We start from the raw sequence: 18258 nt of genomic DNA on the forward strand, positions 1-18258 counted from the left end.
CCCAGAAGAGAGACCGACCATGTTACGTGATTCCGTGATCGAGCCGTTCCTCGCGCAAGTGCGCGCCATCCATGAACACGGTGTCGACCGCGCCGCGCTGCAGCAGATTGTCGTGCTGCTCGAAGGCCTGGCCGAGCGCCGCGAGCTGTTCAACTTCGAGCGCTTCCCGGCGCCTGATGCAGCCACCGGTGAGACCCAGTTCCGCTACCGCCTGAATGACGACGGAGAAGCGCCGACGCTGTACGTCAACTCGCTGTTGCCGGGCAAGGCGACCCTGCCGCACAACCATGAAACCTGGGCGATCATCGTCGCCGTCGAGGGCCAGGAGCTCAACCGCGTGTACCGCCGCGAGGACGACGGCAGCGACCCGCGCCGTGCACGCCTTGCGCTGGAACGCGAGATCGTGGTGCAGCCGGGTACATCCGTGGCGTTCCTCGGTGAAGACCTGCACGGCATTCGCGTCGAGGGCGACAGCCCGACCTTGCATTTTCACCTGTACGGCCGCCCGCTGGAGTCGCTGGAGAACCGCTACGGGGTCAAGGACGACGGCAGCGTGGTGAACTACAACAAGTCGCAGATGACGCCTTCGATCCAGGCCTACGGCCTTTGACAGGTGCTGCCTGCCCGCCAGAAGGCGGCTGGCAGGCCAGCGCTCCCCTTCAGAAAACGACCACGGACTGCGTCCCATGATTCCCAGCATCACCCCAGCGCTGCTGCACACCTGGCTGTTCGACGGACGGGAAATCGCCCTGTTCGACCTGCGCGAGCATGGTCAATATGGTGAGGCCCATCTGTTCCACGCCGTCAACCTGCCTTACAGCCACCTTGAGATCGAAGCCCCGCGCCTGGCGCCGAACCCGGCAGTCAGGGTGGTGGTATATGACGAACGCGGCGGCGAGTTGGCCCAGCGCGGAGCCCGGCGCTTGCAGGCCTTGGGTTACAGTGCCGTGCACTGCCTGGAGGGCGGCAGCCTGGGCTGGCAGGGCGCAGGCTTCGAACTGTTCGCCGGGGTGCACCTGCCGTCCAAGGCGTTCGGCGAGTTGGTCGAGCACACCTGCCACACCCCGTGCATCACCCCGCGGGAGCTGGCGGACTGGCAGCGCCAGGGCAGGCCGCTGGTGCTGCTCGACGGCCGGCCGTTGGACGAATTCGCCAAGATGAACATCCCCGGCGCCACCTGCTGCCCCAATGGTGAGCTGAGCTATCGCCTGGAAGACCTGGTCAGCGACCCGCATACGCCGGTGGTGATCAACTGTGCCGGCCGCACCCGCAGCATCATCGGCGCGCAGACCCTGATCAACCTGGGCATAGACAACCCGGTGTATGCCCTGGAAAACGGTACCCAGGGCTGGTTCCTGGCGGACCTGCCGCTGGAGCATGGCGCCCAGCGACATTATCCACCGCACAGCGGTAGCGCACTCAAGCAGCAGCACGCCCGCGCCGAAGCCCTGGCCCGCAAGGCAGGGGTCCGCAGGGTATCGGCGGCGCAGGTGCGCCAGTGGCAGCAAGACCCGCAGCGCAGCCTGTTCCTCTGCGACGTGCGTACCCCCGAGGAATACGCTGCGGGCAGCCTGCCCGGCGCCCAGCATTGCCCAGGTGGCCAGCTGATCCAGGGCACCGACCTGTACATCGGCGTGCGCCATGCGCGGGTCGTGCTGTTCGATGACGACGGCGTGCGCGCTCCGGTAGTGGCCAGCTGGCTGCGGCAGATGGGGCATGACGCCCATGTGCTTGAAAACGGCCTGGCCAGCGGCCTGGCGTTGTCCGGCCCGGCTGCTGTGCCACTGACCCTGGCCGAGGTCGACGCCTCCGGGCTGGACGGCGCCCTGTTGCTCGACCTGCGCCCGAGCAGCGCCTACCGCAAGCGCCACCTGCACGGCGCGAAGTGGGCGATCCGCCCGACCCTGGCCGAGCAGGTGAGGGCAGAGCGCCGCCCCCTGGTGTTCATCTGCGACGATCCACGCATCGCCGAGCTGGCCGCCAGTGAACTGCCCGCCGCCCAGCGCCAGAGCGCAGGGCTGTTCCCCCAGGCATTGCTGGGCGAATGGCCGCAGGTCGACGGCGACAGCAGCCTGGCCGACGCCGACTGCATCGATTTCCTGTTCTTCGTTCACGACCGCCACGCTGGCAACAAGGACGCGGCCCGTCGTTACCTCGCCTGGGAGACCGGCCTGATCGCGCAGATGCACCCGGCCGAGATCGCCAGTTTCACCCCGCTGACCCACAGCGACCCGTCGGCCACCCGGCTGGTGCATGGCGGACGCGGCGAGCCAGGCCCTGGTGCCCATGGCGTCAACCCGCCGGTCAGCCGCCTGAGCACCGTGCTGTTCGACAGCGTCGCCGAGCAGCGTGCGGCCCGTGGCAAGCGCGACCAGCAGCGGGTGCTGAGCTACGGGGCGCGGGGCAACCCCACGGCTTTCGCCCTGGAGGACCTGGTCAGCGAACTGGAGGGCGGCTACCGCTGCAAACTGTTCGCCACCGGCCTGCAGGCGATCAGCCAGACTTTCCTCGCCTACCTGCGCCCGGGTGATCATCTGCTGCTCAGCGATGGTGTCTATGGCCCGGTGCGGCGCCTGGCGCGTGAACTGTTGCAGCCGTTCGGCATCGCGGTGGAGTACTTCGCCGCCGATGGCCAGGGGCTGGAAGCGGCGTTGCAACCGAATACGCGCATGGTCTACAGCGAAAGCCCCAGTTCGCTGCTGTACGAGCTCAACGACCTGCCGGCCATGGCCGCCTTGTGCAAGCCGCGCGGGATCCTGCTGGCGGTGGACAATACCTGGGGCTCGGGCTACCTGCACCAGCCGCTGGCCCTGGGGGCGGACATCTCGGTGATGGCCCTGACCAAGTACTTCGCCGGCCACAGCGACGTGATGATGGGCAGTGTCTGCACCACCCGCGAGGCCTTCGCCGCGCTGTCGCGCAGCAGCGATACCTGCGGCTGCACGGTCAGCCCGGATGACGCCTGGCTGGTGCTACGGGGTGCCCGCAGCCTGGCCAGCCGCATGGCGGTGCATGAACGTCAGGGCCTGGAAATCGCCCGCTGGCTGCAAGCCCACGAGGAGGTGGCGCAGGTGTACCACCCAGGGTTGCCGGAGCATCCTGGTCATGCCTTGTGGCAGCGGGACTTCAAGGGCAGCAACGGGCTGCTCAGCCTGCTGTTGAGCGATGGCAGCCTGGGCCGGGCAGAGGCGTTCGCCGATCGCCTGCGGCTGTTCGGCATCGGCGCTTCCTGGGGCGGCTACGAAAGCCTGGTGACGCTTGGCGACCTCGGCGATCGGCGCTTTGCCACGCCGCTGCAGGGCACGCTGGTGCGTTTGCATGTCGGGCTGGAGGATGTCGGGTCGCTGCGCCGGGATCTGCAGCAGGCCCTGCAAGCACGGTATTGAACCGCGCCAATCGGCCTGCGTAGCTGCGGCTGGCCTAGGTAATCAACCGGGTCTTGTAACGTCCACTACCGGCATGCCCGCACGTCGTGCGGCCTGCAACCCTTGCTCGCTGTCCTCGAACACCAGGCACCGCGCAGGGGCCAGCCCCAGTTGCCGGGCGGCTTGCAGATGGATGGCGGGATCGGGCTTGGCCTTGCCGACATCGTCGAAGGTGACGATGGTGTCGAACAACTCGGCCAAGCCCAGGGCGGCCAGTGAACTCAGGACGATCTGCCGAGAGCCGCTGGACGCCACCGCCATGGGCTTGATCCCGGCGAACCGCCTGGCGATTGCCGTCACCCAGGTAATCTCCCGCACCTGCCGCGACAGGTTGGCCAGGTAGTGCTGGCGCATGGTCGCCACCACCCTGGGGCGATCCAGCGTGACCTGATAAGTGTGTTCGAATTGTGCCATCAGTTGCGTCTCGCACAGGCCGCAGCGGGCGGCGTGCCATGCGCCGTCCATGATTTTGCCAGACCCGGCGAAGCCCTCGCGCCAGGCAGCAGCATAGGCGGGCAGGCTGTCGATCAGGGTGCCATCGCAGTCGAAGATCAAGCCGTCGGCGGCCTGCAGCAGTGCTTCCAGCGCGGCGTCGGACAGGCCGTTCATGGCGCCTCGCCCTGGCCGGGATAGCGGGTTTGCAACACCACCGCGAGCGCATCCGGGCGCCAGAACTCCTGGTCGAATTCGACCGGCTGGCCGCGTTCGCCGAAGCTCAGGCGCTCCAGGTAAAAGCTGCTCGAGCCTGGGGAAACCTGCAGCAGGTCAGCCTGAAAGTCGTTCATCGTCTCGGGGTGCATGCACAGCTCGCTGCGCGACTGCACGCGGCCGAAACGTTCGCGCAGCAGGGCGGTCAGCGAGGTGTTGAGGTCGGCGTCGAGCAACCTGGGGCACCAGTCAGCCACCAGCACGTTGCACTCCAGCAGTACCGGACGCTGGTCGACCCAGCGGCGGCGCTGCAGGTAGAACACCGGTTCCTCCGGGTGTTCCAGGCCCATGCGCTTGGCCAGCCAGGCCCCGGCCGGGCGGCGTTCGGCGTGCAGGCACTCGGTGCGTGGCGTGCGCCCCTGGGTGGCGACGTATTCCATGAAGCCGATGATGCCGGTCGGGTCGTAGCGGATGCGTGGCGGGCTGACGTACCAGCCGCGGCGGTCCTGGCGGTAGATGACGCCGTCGGTTTCCAGCAACTGCAGGGCCTGGCGAAGGGTCACGCGGGTGCAGCCGAAGCGCTCGGCCATGTCCCGTTCCGCGGGTAGTTTGCTGTCGGCAGGCAGGCAGCACTGGGCCAGCTCGCTGGCCAGTTGATCGCGGATGCGCAGGTAATGGGGCTGGGAGGCGCGCCAGGTGGCTGGCGGCTGCGACTCGCTGACGAACGAGGTCCGAAACGGGTTCATTGCACCCCCTCGACGCCCACAGGCAGTGGCCGTTGCCGGGCCAGCAGCTCGTTGCGCCAGGCCAACAGGCCGTAGCCGGCCAGTACCACGAAACCGGCGTACAGGGCGGCCGTGAGTTGCAGGTCCTTGGACAGGAACAGCCCGACATAGGCGCTGTCGAGCACGATCCACAGCCCCCAGCTGGCGACATACTTGCGTGCCGCCCAGAAGCTCGCCACCAGGCTCAGCGAACTCAGCAGCGCGTCGATCCAGGGCGATGAAGCATCGGTGTAGCGCTGCATGAGCGCCCCCAGCACTACCGCACCGGCAAGCCCGGTCGCCAGGCTGGTGATGGCTTCGCGGCGTGGCAAGCGTTGTACCCCGACCTTGCCGGCGGCGCTGTAGCCCTGGCTCCAGCGCCACCAGCCGTAGCCCTGCAGCACGGCGAAGACCAGTTGCAGCAGCATGTCGCAATACAGCTTCACCTCGAAGAAAATCCAGGCATAGAGCAACACGGCAACCACGCTGACCGGCCAGCACCAGCGAATGCGCTGGGTGGTCAGCCACACGCCGAGGATATTGAACAGCACGGCGACAGTTTCCAACGGTGACATAGGCGCCTCCAGGGCAACTCAGAAATTCACGGTCGCGGACAGGCGGGCGGTGCGCGGTGCGCCCTGGAACAGGTAGCCGTCGCCCATGTACTCGCCCACATCGCGCCAGTAGCGCTTGTCGAACAGGTTGTCCACGGTCAGGCGCACTACCGTTTCATAGCCCTCCAGGTCGAGGGTGTAGCGTGCGCCGGCATCGAACACGGTGTAGCCCTCGACCTTCGCGTTGCCGGCCTGGCTGGCATACTTGCTGGCGCTGTAGCGCAGGCCGCCGAGCAGGGCCAGGCCCTTGACGCTGGCGATGCTGTAGTCGGCGTGCAGGCTTGCGCGCACCTTCGGCACGTTGATCGCCTGATGGCCTTCGTAGCGGTCGGTGCCGCTGTCCTCGACCCGGGCGCGGATGGCCGCGGCACTGGCCGCCACCTGCAACTGCTCGGTCAGGCGGCCATTGGCGGAAAGCTCAAGGCCGATGTTCTCCTGGTCGCCTTGTTGCACGTAGGTGAAGCTGCCGTCGTCATTGGGGCGTGAGTACTGATAGGCCTTGCTGATGCGAAACAGCGCGGCGCCGAAGCTCAGGCCCTGCCAGTCACGCTTGGCGCCGAGCTCCAGCTGGCGTGACACCGTGGGCGGCAGGATCTCGTAGGCATTGGTGGTGAACCAAGCCGCTTCGCCGCCCAGGGACAAGCCCTTGCTGTAGCTGGTGTACAGGGAAATGTCCGGGCTGGGTTTGTAGATCAGTGCCACATTGGGCAGGAACTCCGAGCGCTGGGTATGGCGCGTGGTATTGCCGTCGATGTCGAAGGTTTTCTCGTCGAGGCGGACCTGGCGGCCGCCGAGAATGGCCTGCCAGTGTTCGCCGTAGCTCAGCCGGTCGGTGAGGAACAGGCCGTACTGGCGGCTGTCCAGGCGTCGATAGGTATGCCCCGGCGATGCGCTGCTCGGCGCAAAGTCGGGTACGGGCTGGTAGATGTTGGCGCTGCCCACCCATTCGTTGACCGCGTCGCGGCGGTCGACGAGCCGGCGCAAGGCGCTGCTGCCGAGGGTCAGCTCATGCTGCAAGGGGCCACTGTCGAAGCGCCCGCTCAGGCTCGCCTGGAGCTCGTCGTTGCGGCGGGTGTCGTCGGGGCTGCGGAAGTCATACACATCGTAGTCGCCCTCGGGGCTGAAGTAATTCGGCACGGCGGAGCTGGCGCAGCTCGGGGCGCCATAGCAGCCCCAGGCGAAGGCACTGTAGTCGTCGATCACCACCCGGCTGCGCGAAGCGCTCAGGTTGGCGCTCCAGTTATCGTCAAAGCGGTACTCGAAGCGGCTGCCAAGGTTGAGCGAGTCGATACCCACCGGTTTCGACCAGTGCTGGTCGGCCAGGCGGTCCTTGGGGTCGATGCCGCTGGGCACCACGTTACCGCCAAGCAACTGGTAGCCCGGTACCGAACGCTGCTCGCGGGTCTGGTATTCGGCATCCAGTTGCAGCAGGGCGGCATCGCTGATGTTCCAGTCCACGGCCAGGGAGGCGAAATCACGTTTGCCGTCGGAGTTGTCCACATAGGAGCGGATGTCTTCATGGGCGAAGTTGGCGCGCACGCCCAGGCGCTGCTCGCTGTCGAGCCAGCCGCCAAGGTCGGTGGCCATGTAGCGTTCGCCCGATTCATTGCTCGCCACGGTGACCGAACGCACATTCTGCGGGCGCTTGGTGACGTAGTTGACCAGGCCGCCTGGCTCGGAAACACCGCTCTGCAGGCCAGAGAGGCCTTTGAGCAGCTCGACCTGCTGTTTGTTTTCCAGCGCCACGTTCTGTTCGCCGGTGATGGTGCTGCCGTTGATCTTGTAACTGTTGGCGGCGTTCAGGGAAAACCCTCGAACCACGAAGTTCTCGTAGTAGCCGATGGGTGCATAGCTTTCGCCAGTCGAGGCATCGTTGCTGAGCACTTCGCTCAGCAGCCGGGCCTGGCGATCCTTGAGCAGTTGCTCGGTAAACACCGCGACCGAGGCCGGGGTATCGAGCAGGGGCGCCTCGCCGAAACCACTCACGGCGGCAGTGCTGGCGCGGTAGCTGTCGGGTTGTTCGGCGGTGACCGTGACGGCCTCCAGCAGGGTGCTGTCCGCCCATGCCAGGGCCGGGCTCATTGACAAACTCAGCAGCCCTGACAAGAGGCCGTGGCGGTGTTGCAGGGACAGGGATGAAGCCATGGACAAACTCCTGGGTGACCAGCGGCGTGGCACCGAAAAACGGGTAGATGTGTGCAGGGGTGAAGCCTTAGTGCGCAGTTGCTCCGCTGGTCATTGGCAACGCAGGGTCGGCGGCCCATTCCTGGAGCGAGCCGTCGTAGATCGAAACGTTCTGGCGCCCCAGGCGCGTGAGGGCCAGGGCAGTGGCGGCGGCGGAAATGCCGCCACCGCAATAGAGAATCAGCGGTTGATCGCCTTCGAGCAGCGCTGAGCCGAGGGCTTTGGCCAGCGCCGGCGGTGGCAGGTAGTGGCCCTGTGGGTCGAACAGTTCGCGGGCTGGCCGGTTGAGGCTGCCGGGGATATGGCCGCGTCGGGCATAACGGCTCACCGCGCTGCCCTCGAACAGCCCTTTGCCGAGCGCGCAGACCAGCGTGCCCGGGGCTTGGCCCTCGAGCACGGCCAGCACGTCTTCGCGGCTTGCCCAATGCCCGGGCTGAATGGTCAGGGCCACGGCTGAGCCCGGCGCCGCGCCCTGGGTCTGCTGGCCTTGGGCGAGCGCCAGGTTGGCCTGGCGCCAGGCCTTCAGGCCGCCGTCGAGTACCGAGGCGGCAATGCCCATGCTGCGTAACATCCACCAGAGGCGCGCCGCCCAAAAGCCGTCGTGCCGGTCGTAGATCACGATCTGCCGTGCCTCGGCGATGCCCAGGCGTGCCAAGGCATCCTGGGCAGCCGCTGGCGAGGGCAGGGCAAAGCTGTAGGGTGCCGAGGTATCGGCCAGCTCGCGCGTCAGGTCGGCATGCCGTGAGGTTGGAATATGTCCGGCCAGCCAGGCCGCATGCCCGCTGGCCACGCGATAGTCGCCATCGAAGCGCGCGGCGGCCAGCTCCACGCTGGCGTCGAGTACCACCAGCCCCGGCTGCTGCAGGCCCTGTTGCAAGGCATGGGGTGAAATGAGGATGTCGGGCATGGCGTGCTCCTGTCAGCGCGTGCGGGCGATGCGGTCGAGGTGATCGAGCAGGCGCACGCCTTCGCTGTCGCCAAACCAGCGGCCATGGCCGATCAGGAAGTTGTGGTAGGCGATGTCGGCGTTGCTCCGGGAGCCGACGATGCCCTGGAAGTAGTCGATTTCCGAAAGGGCGAAATCCACATGCACCAGCGGCAGCAGCGCTTTCAGCGTAAGCAGGTCGGCTTGGGTCAGCGCGCGCTGACTGTTGTAGCCCTGCAGCAGCGCATCGACTGCGTCGAGGTCGGCGCTGGCGCGACCGCCGGCATCGAGCTCAAGCCAGGGGATGCAATTGCGCTCCAGTGCGGTGGCCAGGTCGAACATGGCGAAGGTCAGGTCGCTCAGGCCGAAGTCAAGGATGCTGTGCACCTGGGCGCTGCTTCCTGGTTCGGTCCACAGCAGGTTGGAGGCATGCCAGTCGTTGTGGGTCCACAAGGGGGCCTGGTGCCCGAGCAGCGGCAGCAGGGCCTGATGGTGGGGCAGGTAGAGTTCGCGTAGTGCCTGCTGCCAGTGCTTGCCCGCGAGGTATTGGCTCAGCGCCGGCTGCTGCGCCAGAGCCTTTTCGATCGACGCCAGCGGGGCGCTGCTGCCAAACAGGCGCAGGTTGGCGACCAGCACCGGGGTGCGCCGGGCTCGCGCGCCAAAGCCTTCTGCAGCCTGGTGCAGGCGAGCGAGGGCCGCGCCCGCCGCGTGGGCATGGGCCAGGGTAAGGAACGGGGTCCACGACAGCGCATCACGGTACAGGTCCTGGCCTTGGGCGAGCGGCAACACTTCGTAGGTCCATTCCCCCAGGGCGATGGCGCTGCGCCGGTTGCGGTCGAGCAATGGCGTGACAACCGGTGCACCACGCTGTTCGAGGTAGTGAACGAAGCGGTGTTCCTCCAATAGCCAGGCGGGCTGGCGGACCCGGCGGTGGTGGCGCTTGACGAACACTTCCCCGTGCGCCGTGCGCACCTGGGCGGCAGCCGAGAAGGGGCGTGGGCTGTGCCAGTGCAGCGAGTGCACGGCGCCCACCTGCGGGAAGTGCTGCAGCACGTCTTCCACAGCCTGTTGTGTCAGGGCAGGCCAGTCGGCTTGCACAGGTTGCAAGCCCATGCCGTGGGCGATACGCAAGGGCTCGGTCATGCCTGCGGCTCCGTCAGGTAGCGGTTGCTGGTGGCGCCGCGCCAGGCGTCGGCATCGGCCAGTACGCCATGGCAGTGCAACCATTGGGCGTAGGGTGCGATCAGTTCTTCGCGTTGCTGGCCCCAGCGCCCTTGGTGCAGCCAGGTCGGTGCGATGTGCTGTAGCGACTGGCTGAGCAGTTCCCCCGGAAAGTAAGGCGTGGCGGCCTCATAGGCGGCCAGGGCGCTCTGCGGGTCTTCGGCTGCCGCGCGAAAACCACGCTCGGTGGCGGCGAGGAAGGCGCGGGCAGTCTCGGGATTGTCCTCGAACCAGCGTTGCTGGCCGCCAAGCAGGTAGCTGTGGTAACGCGGTGCGCCGATCTCATCGACCGGCCATACGACGCGGCGCTCGGCCGGAATCGGGCTGTCCATCAGCGCTTCCCAGGCCCAGTAGCCGCCGAAGCTGGCGTGGGCAATACCCGCAGCCAGGTCCTCGGGACGCAGCTCGCGCACCTTGCTGTCGACGATGATGACGGCATCCGGGTCGCCACCATCCTTGGCCACCAGATGGCGGACCATCGCCAGGCCACGGGGCGTAGGGTTGAGCGCCAAGCGTTTGCCCGCAAGGTCTCTGGGGCGGCGAATGCCGAAGTCGGTGAGCGTCTGGATTGATTCGAGCCCTTGGTGGTTGATGGCCGCGACGCCCAGCAGCGGCTGGCCAAGGCTGCGCCTGACCAGCAAGCGGTTGCTGGGGAACACGCCGACATCGGCCTGGCCGTGGAGCAGGTGTTCCAAGGTGTCGCCGTGGAACGGGTCCGGCACAGCAAGGTGTACCGACAAGCCAGCCTCCTGATACCAGCCGCGCTCCCTGGCGAGGTAAAAACCTGCCGAATTGGGCCAGGGGTGAAAATATTCCAGCATTACCCGTACTGCGATCATCCTGTCGTGCTCCTTGGTGCCCTCAGGGCTCATGGAGCGATTTAACGGGGAGGTGTCTGGTATATACCAATATCCGTGAGCTATACGGTTATTCCTGTTGGGCATAAATAGAGATATTTTAATTTCTTTATGTTCGTTAAACCTGTGACGCTTCCGTTACATGCCAGGGGGCGGCCGGTGAGGCATTTCGCCTCCCAGGGCAAAGGGCAATCTTCGCATATTGTTATTCTTAAATATTATTACAAATAATTTTTATATTCCTACTTAATATTTAAAAGCTCTCTGCCTGGCTGGCGCTGACACCCGTTATTACAGGAATCCTCATGTCCGATCCGAAACCCCTTTTGTTCGCGCTCTACGAGCAGGCCAGTGTTGGCTGTGGCGGCGCACCGAGCCTGTGGACACACCCGGCTGATGAGCGCCTGGCCGCCAATACTTTCCAGTTCTGGGCAAACCAGGCGCGCATCGCCGACCAGGCCAACCTCGACATGTTGTTCTTCGCCGATGTGCTGGGCTTCTACGATGTGTTCGGCGGCAATGCTGAGGCCGCCGTGAAGTGGGCAGTGGAGGCGCCTGCCAACGACCCGCTGATGATCATTCCGGGCCTGGCTGCGATCACCCGCAACCTGGCGTTCGGCGCTACCGTGTCGACGACCTACGAACACCCGTTCAGCCACGCCCGGCGGTTCAGCACGCTCGACCACATGAGCAATGGCCGGATCGGCTGGAACATCGTTACCTCTTATCTTTCCAGCGCAGCGCGCAACTTTGGCCTGGAACAGATGATCAAGCATGACGACCGCTATGAACGGGCCGAAGAGTTCATGGACGTGGCCTACAAGCTTTGGGAAGGCAGCTGGGCGGACGACGCCGTGGTGGCGGACAAAGCGCGGCGGGTGTATGCCCGGGGGGAGGGCGTGAAGCCGATCAACCACACGGGTGAACGTTATCGTGTGGCCGGGCCGCACCTCACCGCACCTTCGCCACAGCGAACACCGCTGCTGATCCAGGCTGGCTGGTCTGGCAGGGGACGCGAATTCGCGGCCAAGCATGCCGAGCTGATCTTCATCGCCAAGTCGAACCCACAGGAGATCCGCCAGGGCCTGGAGGAAATCTGGAGCATGGCCGAAGCGCGTGGGCGTGCGCGGGCTGATGTGCAGTCGCTGACCGTGTTGCGGATCGTCACGGGCAAAACCGAGATCGAGGCCCAGCGCAAGTACGACGCGTTGCAGAGCCACTATCACTTGGAGGCTCAATTGGTCAGCTATGCCGGCGATACCGGTATCGATTTGAGCCGTTATGCCGACAGCGATGCCTTGGCGACCCATACCGAAGGCCTCACGTCCTACATGATGCGCCCCGATGGCAGCGGCAAGCCGTTGACGGCAGGTGATGTCCGGCAGCGCTTTGCCAACGTCACGCGGGGCACCGACCTGATCCTGGTGGGTACGCCGGCGCAGGTGGCCGATCGCATTGAAGAGCATGCGCGTATTTCCGGCACCAGTGGCTATATGCTCAACCCGCTGACCAGCCCAGGTACGCTGGAGGATTTCGTCGAATGGGTGGTGCCAGAGTTGCAAAAGCGAGGGCTTTATCGCACCCAGCCGCAAAGCGGCACGCTGCGTTCCCGGTTGAGAGCAGACGGCGCCAGCCGCTTGCCGTCAAGCGCATATGGCGCTACGTTCCGCGCGGCAAGCACCGGCTGACCCTGCGCGAGACCTATCGACACTGATGCAATAGCAGCATGGCAGATTGAGACTATAGTAACGTCTAAAAACCAGGTCAGTGGGTGCCATGTCTACGATCGATCTGTCGTCCTCGCAAAGTCTTCGCAAACGCGTGTTGTTGGCTGGGGCACTGAATATCGGCTCCATCGTGGCCTCCCAGGTCATTCGCCTGGGCGGCAACCTGATCATCACCCGCTTGCTGCTGCCGGAAATGTTCGGCCTCATGGCCATCGCCACCACGGTTTCGGTGTTGTTGTTGCTGCTGTCCGATGTGGGCCTGCGGCAGAACATCATCCAGAGCCCGCGCGGCGACGAGCCGCTGTTCCTCAACACCATCTGGTCGCTGCAGATCATTCGCGGCCTTGGGCTGTTTGTGGTGATGCAACTGGTGGCGCTGGCCTCCTGGGTGTCCCAGCACTTCGAAATGTGGCCAGCGCATTCCACCTACGCCGCCCCGGAGTTGCCTGCGGTGCTGGCTGTCACTGGCTTTTTCGCGATCATCTTCGCCTTCCAGTCGACCAAGATCGACGTGGCCATCCGCACCTTCCAGCAGAAGAAAGTGGTGCTGGTCGAGCTGATTTCGCAAATCGCCGGCCTGGTGGTGATGCTGGTGATCGGCTACCTCACCCGCTCCATCTGGGCGCTGGTGGCTGCGGGCCTTGTCTCCACCCTGGTCACCACGGTGCTCAGCCACCTGATTTTCCCGGGGCACAAGGACCGCCCGCAATGGGACCCGGCAGCGCTGCGCGAAATCGTCAACTACGGCCGCTGGGTGTTCCTGTCGTCCGCGGTCGGCGTGCTGGCCATGCAGGGTGACCGAATCTGGTTCGGCGGCAGCATGACGGTGGCGCAGCTGGGGGTGTATTCGATTGCGGTGGGCATTCTGGCGGCCTTCCAGCTCAGCCTGCAGCGGCTGGCCGGGGCGGTGGCTTTGCCGGCCTTCAGCGAGGCGGCCAGGACCGGTGACATGGAGCGCCTGCGCAACCTGTATTTCCGCTTCAGGCTGATCTTCGATGTGCTGACCCTGTTCACCTGCGGCTTCCTGTTCACCGCCAGCCCGCTGATCATTCATTGGCTCTATGACGCCCGCTACCAGGACGCCGGGCAGATGATGGCGATTCTGTCGTTGTCGCTGTTCACCTTGCGCTACGGCCTGACGCAACAGATATGGATGGCCCTGGGGCTGACCAAGTACATGGCCATGGACAACATCATCCGGGTGGTGGCGCTATTCACCCTGATGCCGCTGCTGCTGGCCATTGGCGGGGTGACCTATGCGTTGTGGGGGGTGGCCCTGCATACCTTCTTCACGCTGTTCCTGATCTTCAAGGTCAGCCACCAGCTGGGCATGCTGAGTATCAAGCGCGAGCTGGTGGTGCTGCCCGTCATGCTGTTCGGTGCCCTGTGTGGCCAGTTCATCAGCCATCTGTTCGCCTTCTGATCGGCTGTACCAAGGACCTGAACGATGAATGTGATCGACTTTTTTGATCGGACCCGAATCATCAATATCCCGTCCAGAACGGACCGCCGCGAAGAAACCGAAGCCGAATTCGCCCGCAACGGCTTCCACATCGATGACGAAAAGATCGGCTTTTTCCCTGCAGTGACGCCTACTGACCAACAGGGCTTCCCCAGCATTGGCGCCCGGGGCTGCTTCATGAGCCACATGCAGATACTGGAAGAAGCCGTGCGGCTGAATGTCGACAACATCCTCATCATGGAAGACGACATCCAGTTTTCCCGGCGCATTGGCCCGTTTGGCAAAAAGGCCATCGAGTCCCTGCAAGGCATGGACTGGGACATTGCCTACCTTGGCCATTCCTGCGAAGGCAATTCCGATACGCCTGGCTGGGTACCGGTCGATCGCCCCATCCACCTGTCGCATTTCTATGCGGTTAATGGCAAGAGCGTAGGCAAGCTGCGGGACTTTCTCGCGCAGATACTGCAACGCCCGCCCGGGCACCCCGACGGCGGCCCGATGCACTATGACGCGGCCCTCAACACGCTGATCCACACCGACAAGAACATCCAGGCCTACTACTTCACCTGGAACCTGGGTTACCAGAGGCCTTCGCGCACCGACCTGCATGCCCTGTCGATATTTGACCGGCTGGCCATGCTGCGGCCGCTGATGGCGCTCTATCGGCGCCTGAAGGCAGAAAAACTCAGGAGAACCCGCTAGCGCACGGTGCGCTTTTGTCAGAGGTGATCGGCATCCACCACGGCCTTGGCGAATGCTTGCGGCGCTTCTTGCGGCAGGTTGTGGCCGACCCCTCCGCTGATCAGCCGGTATTCGTACTTGCCGGTGAAGCGCTGCGCGTAGGCATCCGCTGGGGGGTGGGGTGCGCCGTTAGCGTCGCCTTCAAGGGCGATGGTCGGCACACCGATGCTGGGCAGCTTGGCCAGCCTGGCTTCCAGTGGGTCGTACTGGGTTTCGCCCTGGACCAGGCCCAACCGCCAGCGGTAGTTGTGCACGGTAATGGCGACCTGGTCCGGGTTGTCCAGTGCCTTGGCGCTGCGCTCGAAGGTCGCGGCGTCGAAGTCCCATTTGGGGGATGCGGTCTGCCAGATCAGCTTGGCGAAGTCGTGGCGGTTCTTGTCGTAGCCGGCCTTGCCACGTTCGGTGGCGAAGTAGTACTGGTACCACCACTGCAACTCTGCACTGGGAGGGAGTGGCGCCTTGGCGGCTTCCTGGCTGCTGATCAGGTAGCCACTGACCGAAACCAGTGCCTTGACCCGCTCCGGCCACAGAGCCGCCACGATATCGGCAGTGCGCGCCCCCCAGTCGAAGCCAGCCAGGACGGCGTGCTTGACCTGCAGTGCGTCCATGAAGGCGATCACGTCGCTGGCCAGCGCCGAAGGTTGGCCGTTTCGAGGTGTGTCAGGCGAGAGGAAGCGGGTTTCGCCGTAGCCACGCAGGTAGGGCACCAGTACCCGATAGCCTTTGGCGGCCAGGGTGGGAGCGACATCCTCGAAACTGTGGATGTCGTAGGGCCAGCCGTGCAGCAGAATCACCACGGGTCCGTTGGCCGGGCCTTGCTCGACATAGGCGACATCCAGTACCCCAGCCTTGAGGTGTTTCAGCGGGCCGAAGGGATCGCTGGCCTGCACCGCTGGCTGTGGCTGTGCCTGCGCCGTATGGGGGCTGCCGGCGGCTGCGAGGGCTAATGGCAGCAGTGTGCAGGCAAACAGGATGGAACGGCTGAAGCGGCGTGGTACGGCGGATACTTGGCGGGCTTGCATGGGGCGTCTCCTTGGCTAGGCCATCGGCGCTATGGGTTGCAAGTCATTCAAGTCGATCGCTGTATCGAGGATGTGTCCATTGGCGTAACGGTGGAAGTTCTTGTGTATCCCGTCTCAATTCCTACACATTGAGATACATACGCTACCTCAGCACAGTCCAGGATCCGGCGGCGGTCGGAGAACCCGGCGCACCATCTGATCCGCTTTTTTTACGCGAACCTGACTCTGTAACCGTATCAGCCTGAGGCCGACAATGCTCTTCGTCCCTGCTATCACACTGAAGAGGTTCCGATGGGCAAGCTCGCGCTGTTTCTGGGTGGCTTTTTGCTGTTGACCGTTCTGATCGGCCTGCTGGGCACCATTCCGCCAAGCTGATTCTCCTCACGCCCTCCGGCCTGTCTACTTCGCTAGATGGGCCAAATTCCTGCCGGCCCCTGGCAGTTTCCCGTGGCGCTACCGCTGGACTAGCGGTAGGTGCAAGTCGTACTCAAGTGTAAAAGCCTCGTGTAGTCTCCCCCTGCGTCATAATGGGTCGTACATAACGAACCCAGTCTTTTGCTTTGGGAGTTCGTACATAGATGGAATGCAAGAAGGGCACTTCAGCCATGCTGGAGTGGCGTAGCCGTTATCTCAGCGAAGGCAGCCTCGAAGAGGATCAATACGATCAGGCGCTGCGTTGTGCCGAGTCCCTGGAACAAACCGGGGTGATCAGCGCGCAGGAATGGATCGAGCTGGTCAAGGCGGCGAATGTCGCACTGCTGAGCGTGCGATAAGTCCTTCATTGCTCGGGGAAATCTGTCCACAAAAAACGTGGGTAGGTCTGTGGATAAAGTTCTGCAGGCCAGGTAATTTGCGGGCTCTGTTAGATTGAGCAGAATTTGAACAGCATTTAGCCGGCCCGTTCAGAGGCGGCTTTGCCAGCCTGGCGCAAGGCCAGCAGCAACTCACGCACGCGGGCCGGCAGCTCGCCGGAAGGGTACACCGCGTGCATCTGCGGGTCCTGGCCGGTGCTTGAGGTCAGCCGGTAATCCGCGCACACCCGCACCAGGCGTCCAGCCTTCACCTGTGCTTGCGCCACCCAGTCCGCCAGGCGTGCGATACCGGCACCGGCCAAGGTGCTGTGGTACACCGCGTCGCCAGAGCCCAGGCGCAAGCGTGGGTGCGGGCGCAGGCGGGTGATCTGGCCGTCACGGTAGAAGTACCAGGCTTTGAGGATGCGCGGGGCGGTGTGCAGGATCAGGGCGTGCTGGTCCAGCTGCTCCGGTTGCTCGGGCATGCCGAAGCGGGCTACATAGGCCGGGCTGGCATACAGGTGGCGGTGGTAGCGCCACAGTGGATAACCAATCAGCTCGCTGGACTGCGCAAAGGCGCCGCGGACCACGAAATCCAGCTTGCCGTGCAACGGGTCGAGGGCCGCATCGCTGTACTGCACGTCGAGGGTCACTTGCGGGTGGCGCTGGCTGAAGCTGGCCAGCACGCCAGGCAATATGTGCTCGCCGAGCAGTTGCGGCGCGGCAAATCGCACCCAACCTTGCGCGCTGCCGGTGAGTGCAGCCAGTTCATCAGCAGCGTCGCGTTGCACATCCAGCAAGCGTTCGGCGTGGGGCAGCAGGCGCTCACCGGCTTCGGTGAGGGTCACCGCGCTGGCGTTGCGGTTGAGCAGCTTGCACCCGCTGTTGTCTTCCAGGGTTTGCACCGCACGGGTTACCGCGCTGGGTGAGCGGCCCAGGGCGCGTGCGGCGGCGACGAAACTGCGCTTGTGCGCAACACTGACGAACGCCTGGATTTCGCGCAGCATGTCCAATGCCATCTAGGGCTCCTTGTTGCAGTTTTCGCAATATGGCATTTCAACACACGCGCGCCGTTTTGATTAGCCTTGCCGTCTGTTTTCACTGCCCGGAACCGCGCCATGATGGATATCGCCGTACTTTCCCTGTTCGCTTTCGCTGCCGGCCTGATCGATGCCGCCGTCGGCGGTGGCGGGCTGATTCAGATCCCGGCGCTGTTCAACGTGCTGCCCACGGCGCAGCCGGCGGCATTGTTGGGCAGCAACAAGCTGGCTTCGGTATGCGGCACGGCCTTTGCCGCTCGCTCGTTCATTCGCAAGGTGACGTTGGACTGGGGCTTGATCGTGCCGGCGGCGCTCAGCGCCTTTGTCATGTCGTTCGCCGGAGCGGCCACGGTTTCACGGGTGCCACCCAGCGTGATGCGCCCGGCGGTGCTGGTGCTGATCGTGCTGATGGCGATCTACACCTTCTGCAAGAAAGACTTCGGCACCTTGCACAAGCCGGCCAGAATCGGCCGCCGGGAGCAGTGCCTGGCAGTGCTGATCGGCGGGGCGATCGGCTTCTATGACGGCTTGTTCGGCCCGGGCACCGGCAGCTTCCTGATCTTCCTGTTCATCCGCTTCTTTGCCCTCGACTTCCTGCATGCCTCGGCGTCGGCGAAGGTGGTCAACATTGCCACCAACCTGGCAGCCCTGGTGTTCTTCGTGCCGTCGGGCAATGTGCTTTACGCCATCGCCCTGCCGATGGCCGCGTGCAATATCCTCGGTGCCCTGACCGGGACCTGGCTGGCGGTGCGCAAGGGCGCAGGCTTCGTGCGCGGGCTGTTCCTGATCCTGCTGTGCGTACTGATCGCCAAGCTGTCCTGGGACCTGCTGGCCTGA

At 64.6% G+C, this 18258-nt stretch carries 16 protein-coding genes; 7 read left to right on the plus strand and 9 right to left on the minus strand.

What is annotated here, in order from left to right:
- Positions 1–19: 19 nt before the first annotated feature.
- Positions 20–610 (plus strand): cysteine dioxygenase family protein, encoded by a 591-nt coding sequence (locus ABE528_RS00405; protein ID WP_152957116.1) that lies wholly within the window; start codon positions 20–22, stop codon positions 608–610.
- A gap of 76 nt (positions 611–686) precedes the next feature.
- Positions 687–3386 (plus strand): cystathionine beta-lyase, encoded by a 2700-nt coding sequence (metC, locus tag ABE528_RS00410; protein ID WP_346651828.1) that lies wholly within the window; start codon positions 687–689, stop codon positions 3384–3386.
- A gap of 42 nt (positions 3387–3428) precedes the next feature.
- Here the strand turns inward: metC and ABE528_RS00415 are convergent, their stop codons facing one another.
- The 7 genes from ABE528_RS00415 to ABE528_RS00445 all read right to left on the minus strand — a co-directional run bounded on the left by ABE528_RS00415 (position 3429) and on the right by ABE528_RS00445 (position 10653).
- A complete protein-coding gene (locus tag ABE528_RS00415; RefSeq protein ID WP_346651829.1) occupies positions 3429–4034 on the minus strand; it encodes an HAD family phosphatase in 606 nt (201 codons plus the stop codon).
- Positions 4031–4819, minus strand: a complete 789-nt coding sequence (locus tag ABE528_RS00420) for a GntR family transcriptional regulator (protein WP_152957113.1) — start codon at positions 4817–4819, stop codon at positions 4031–4033. Before ABE528_RS00420 ends, ABE528_RS00415 begins: the two co-directional genes overlap by 4 nt.
- Positions 4816–5412, minus strand: a complete 597-nt coding sequence (gene pnuC, locus ABE528_RS00425; protein WP_346651830.1) for a nicotinamide riboside transporter PnuC — start codon at positions 5410–5412, stop codon at positions 4816–4818. Before pnuC ends, ABE528_RS00420 begins: the two co-directional genes overlap by 4 nt.
- An 18-nt stretch (positions 5413–5430) precedes the next feature.
- On the minus strand, positions 5431–7596 hold the full coding sequence (locus ABE528_RS00430; RefSeq protein ID WP_346651831.1) for a TonB-dependent siderophore receptor: 2166 nt from the start codon (positions 7594–7596) through the stop codon (positions 5431–5433).
- 67 nt (positions 7597–7663) lie between these two features.
- Entirely contained in the window at positions 7664–8542 is an 879-nt protein-coding gene (locus tag ABE528_RS00435) for a rhodanese-like domain-containing protein (protein WP_346651832.1), read from the minus strand.
- Between the two features lie 12 nt (positions 8543–8554).
- The gene (locus ABE528_RS00440) at positions 8555–9703 is read right to left on the minus strand and encodes an aminoglycoside phosphotransferase family protein (RefSeq protein WP_346651833.1); all 1149 of its coding nucleotides are present in this window, start codon (positions 9701–9703) and stop codon (positions 8555–8557) included.
- Positions 9700–10653: an ABC transporter substrate-binding protein gene (locus tag ABE528_RS00445; protein WP_346651834.1), complete on the minus strand. Its 954-nt coding sequence runs from the start codon at positions 10651–10653 to the stop codon at positions 9700–9702. The genes ABE528_RS00440 and ABE528_RS00445 overlap by 4 nt, the downstream gene beginning before the upstream one ends.
- A 290-nt stretch (positions 10654–10943) precedes the next feature.
- Between ABE528_RS00445 and ABE528_RS00450 the strand changes: the two genes are divergently transcribed.
- The 3 genes from ABE528_RS00450 to ABE528_RS00460 all read left to right on the plus strand — a co-directional run bounded on the left by ABE528_RS00450 (position 10944) and on the right by ABE528_RS00460 (position 14529).
- On the plus strand, positions 10944–12326 hold the full coding sequence (locus ABE528_RS00450) for an LLM class flavin-dependent oxidoreductase (protein WP_346651835.1): 1383 nt from the start codon (positions 10944–10946) through the stop codon (positions 12324–12326).
- 88 nt (positions 12327–12414) lie between these two features.
- Positions 12415–13788 carry an oligosaccharide flippase family protein gene (locus ABE528_RS00455; RefSeq protein WP_152957106.1) on the plus strand — a complete coding sequence of 458 codons (1374 nt, stop codon included), beginning with the start codon at positions 12415–12417 and terminating at the stop codon, positions 13786–13788.
- 24 nt (positions 13789–13812) lie between these two features.
- Positions 13813–14529, plus strand: coding sequence for a glycosyltransferase family 25 protein (locus ABE528_RS00460; protein WP_152957105.1), 717 nt, complete (start codon positions 13813–13815; stop codon positions 14527–14529).
- A gap of 17 nt (positions 14530–14546) precedes the next feature.
- On the opposite strand, the gene ABE528_RS00465 is transcribed toward ABE528_RS00460, so the two are convergent.
- Complete coding sequence (locus ABE528_RS00465; RefSeq protein ID WP_346651836.1) at positions 14547–15590, minus strand: alpha/beta hydrolase; 1044 nt, start codon at positions 15588–15590, stop codon at positions 14547–14549.
- A gap of 578 nt (positions 15591–16168) precedes the next feature.
- On the opposite strand from ABE528_RS00465, the gene ABE528_RS00470 reads away from it, so the two are divergent.
- Positions 16169–16363 carry a hypothetical protein gene (locus ABE528_RS00470; RefSeq protein ID WP_152957103.1) on the plus strand — a complete coding sequence of 65 codons (195 nt, stop codon included), beginning with the start codon at positions 16169–16171 and terminating at the stop codon, positions 16361–16363.
- A 116-nt stretch (positions 16364–16479) separates the two neighbouring features.
- Here ABE528_RS00470 and ABE528_RS00475 read toward each other — a convergent pair whose 3' ends face one another.
- The gene (locus tag ABE528_RS00475; RefSeq protein ID WP_346651837.1) at positions 16480–17400 is read right to left on the minus strand and encodes a LysR substrate-binding domain-containing protein; all 921 of its coding nucleotides are present in this window, start codon (positions 17398–17400) and stop codon (positions 16480–16482) included.
- Between the two features lie 99 nt (positions 17401–17499).
- Here ABE528_RS00475 and ABE528_RS00480 point away from each other — a divergent pair, with 99 nt between their 5' ends.
- Positions 17500–18258: a TSUP family transporter gene (locus ABE528_RS00480; protein WP_152957101.1), complete on the plus strand. Its 759-nt coding sequence runs from the start codon at positions 17500–17502 to the stop codon at positions 18256–18258.

This window comes from Pseudomonas sp. TWI628 (assembly GCF_039673865.1).
GTDB lineage: Bacteria > Pseudomonadota > Gammaproteobacteria > Pseudomonadales > Pseudomonadaceae > Aquipseudomonas.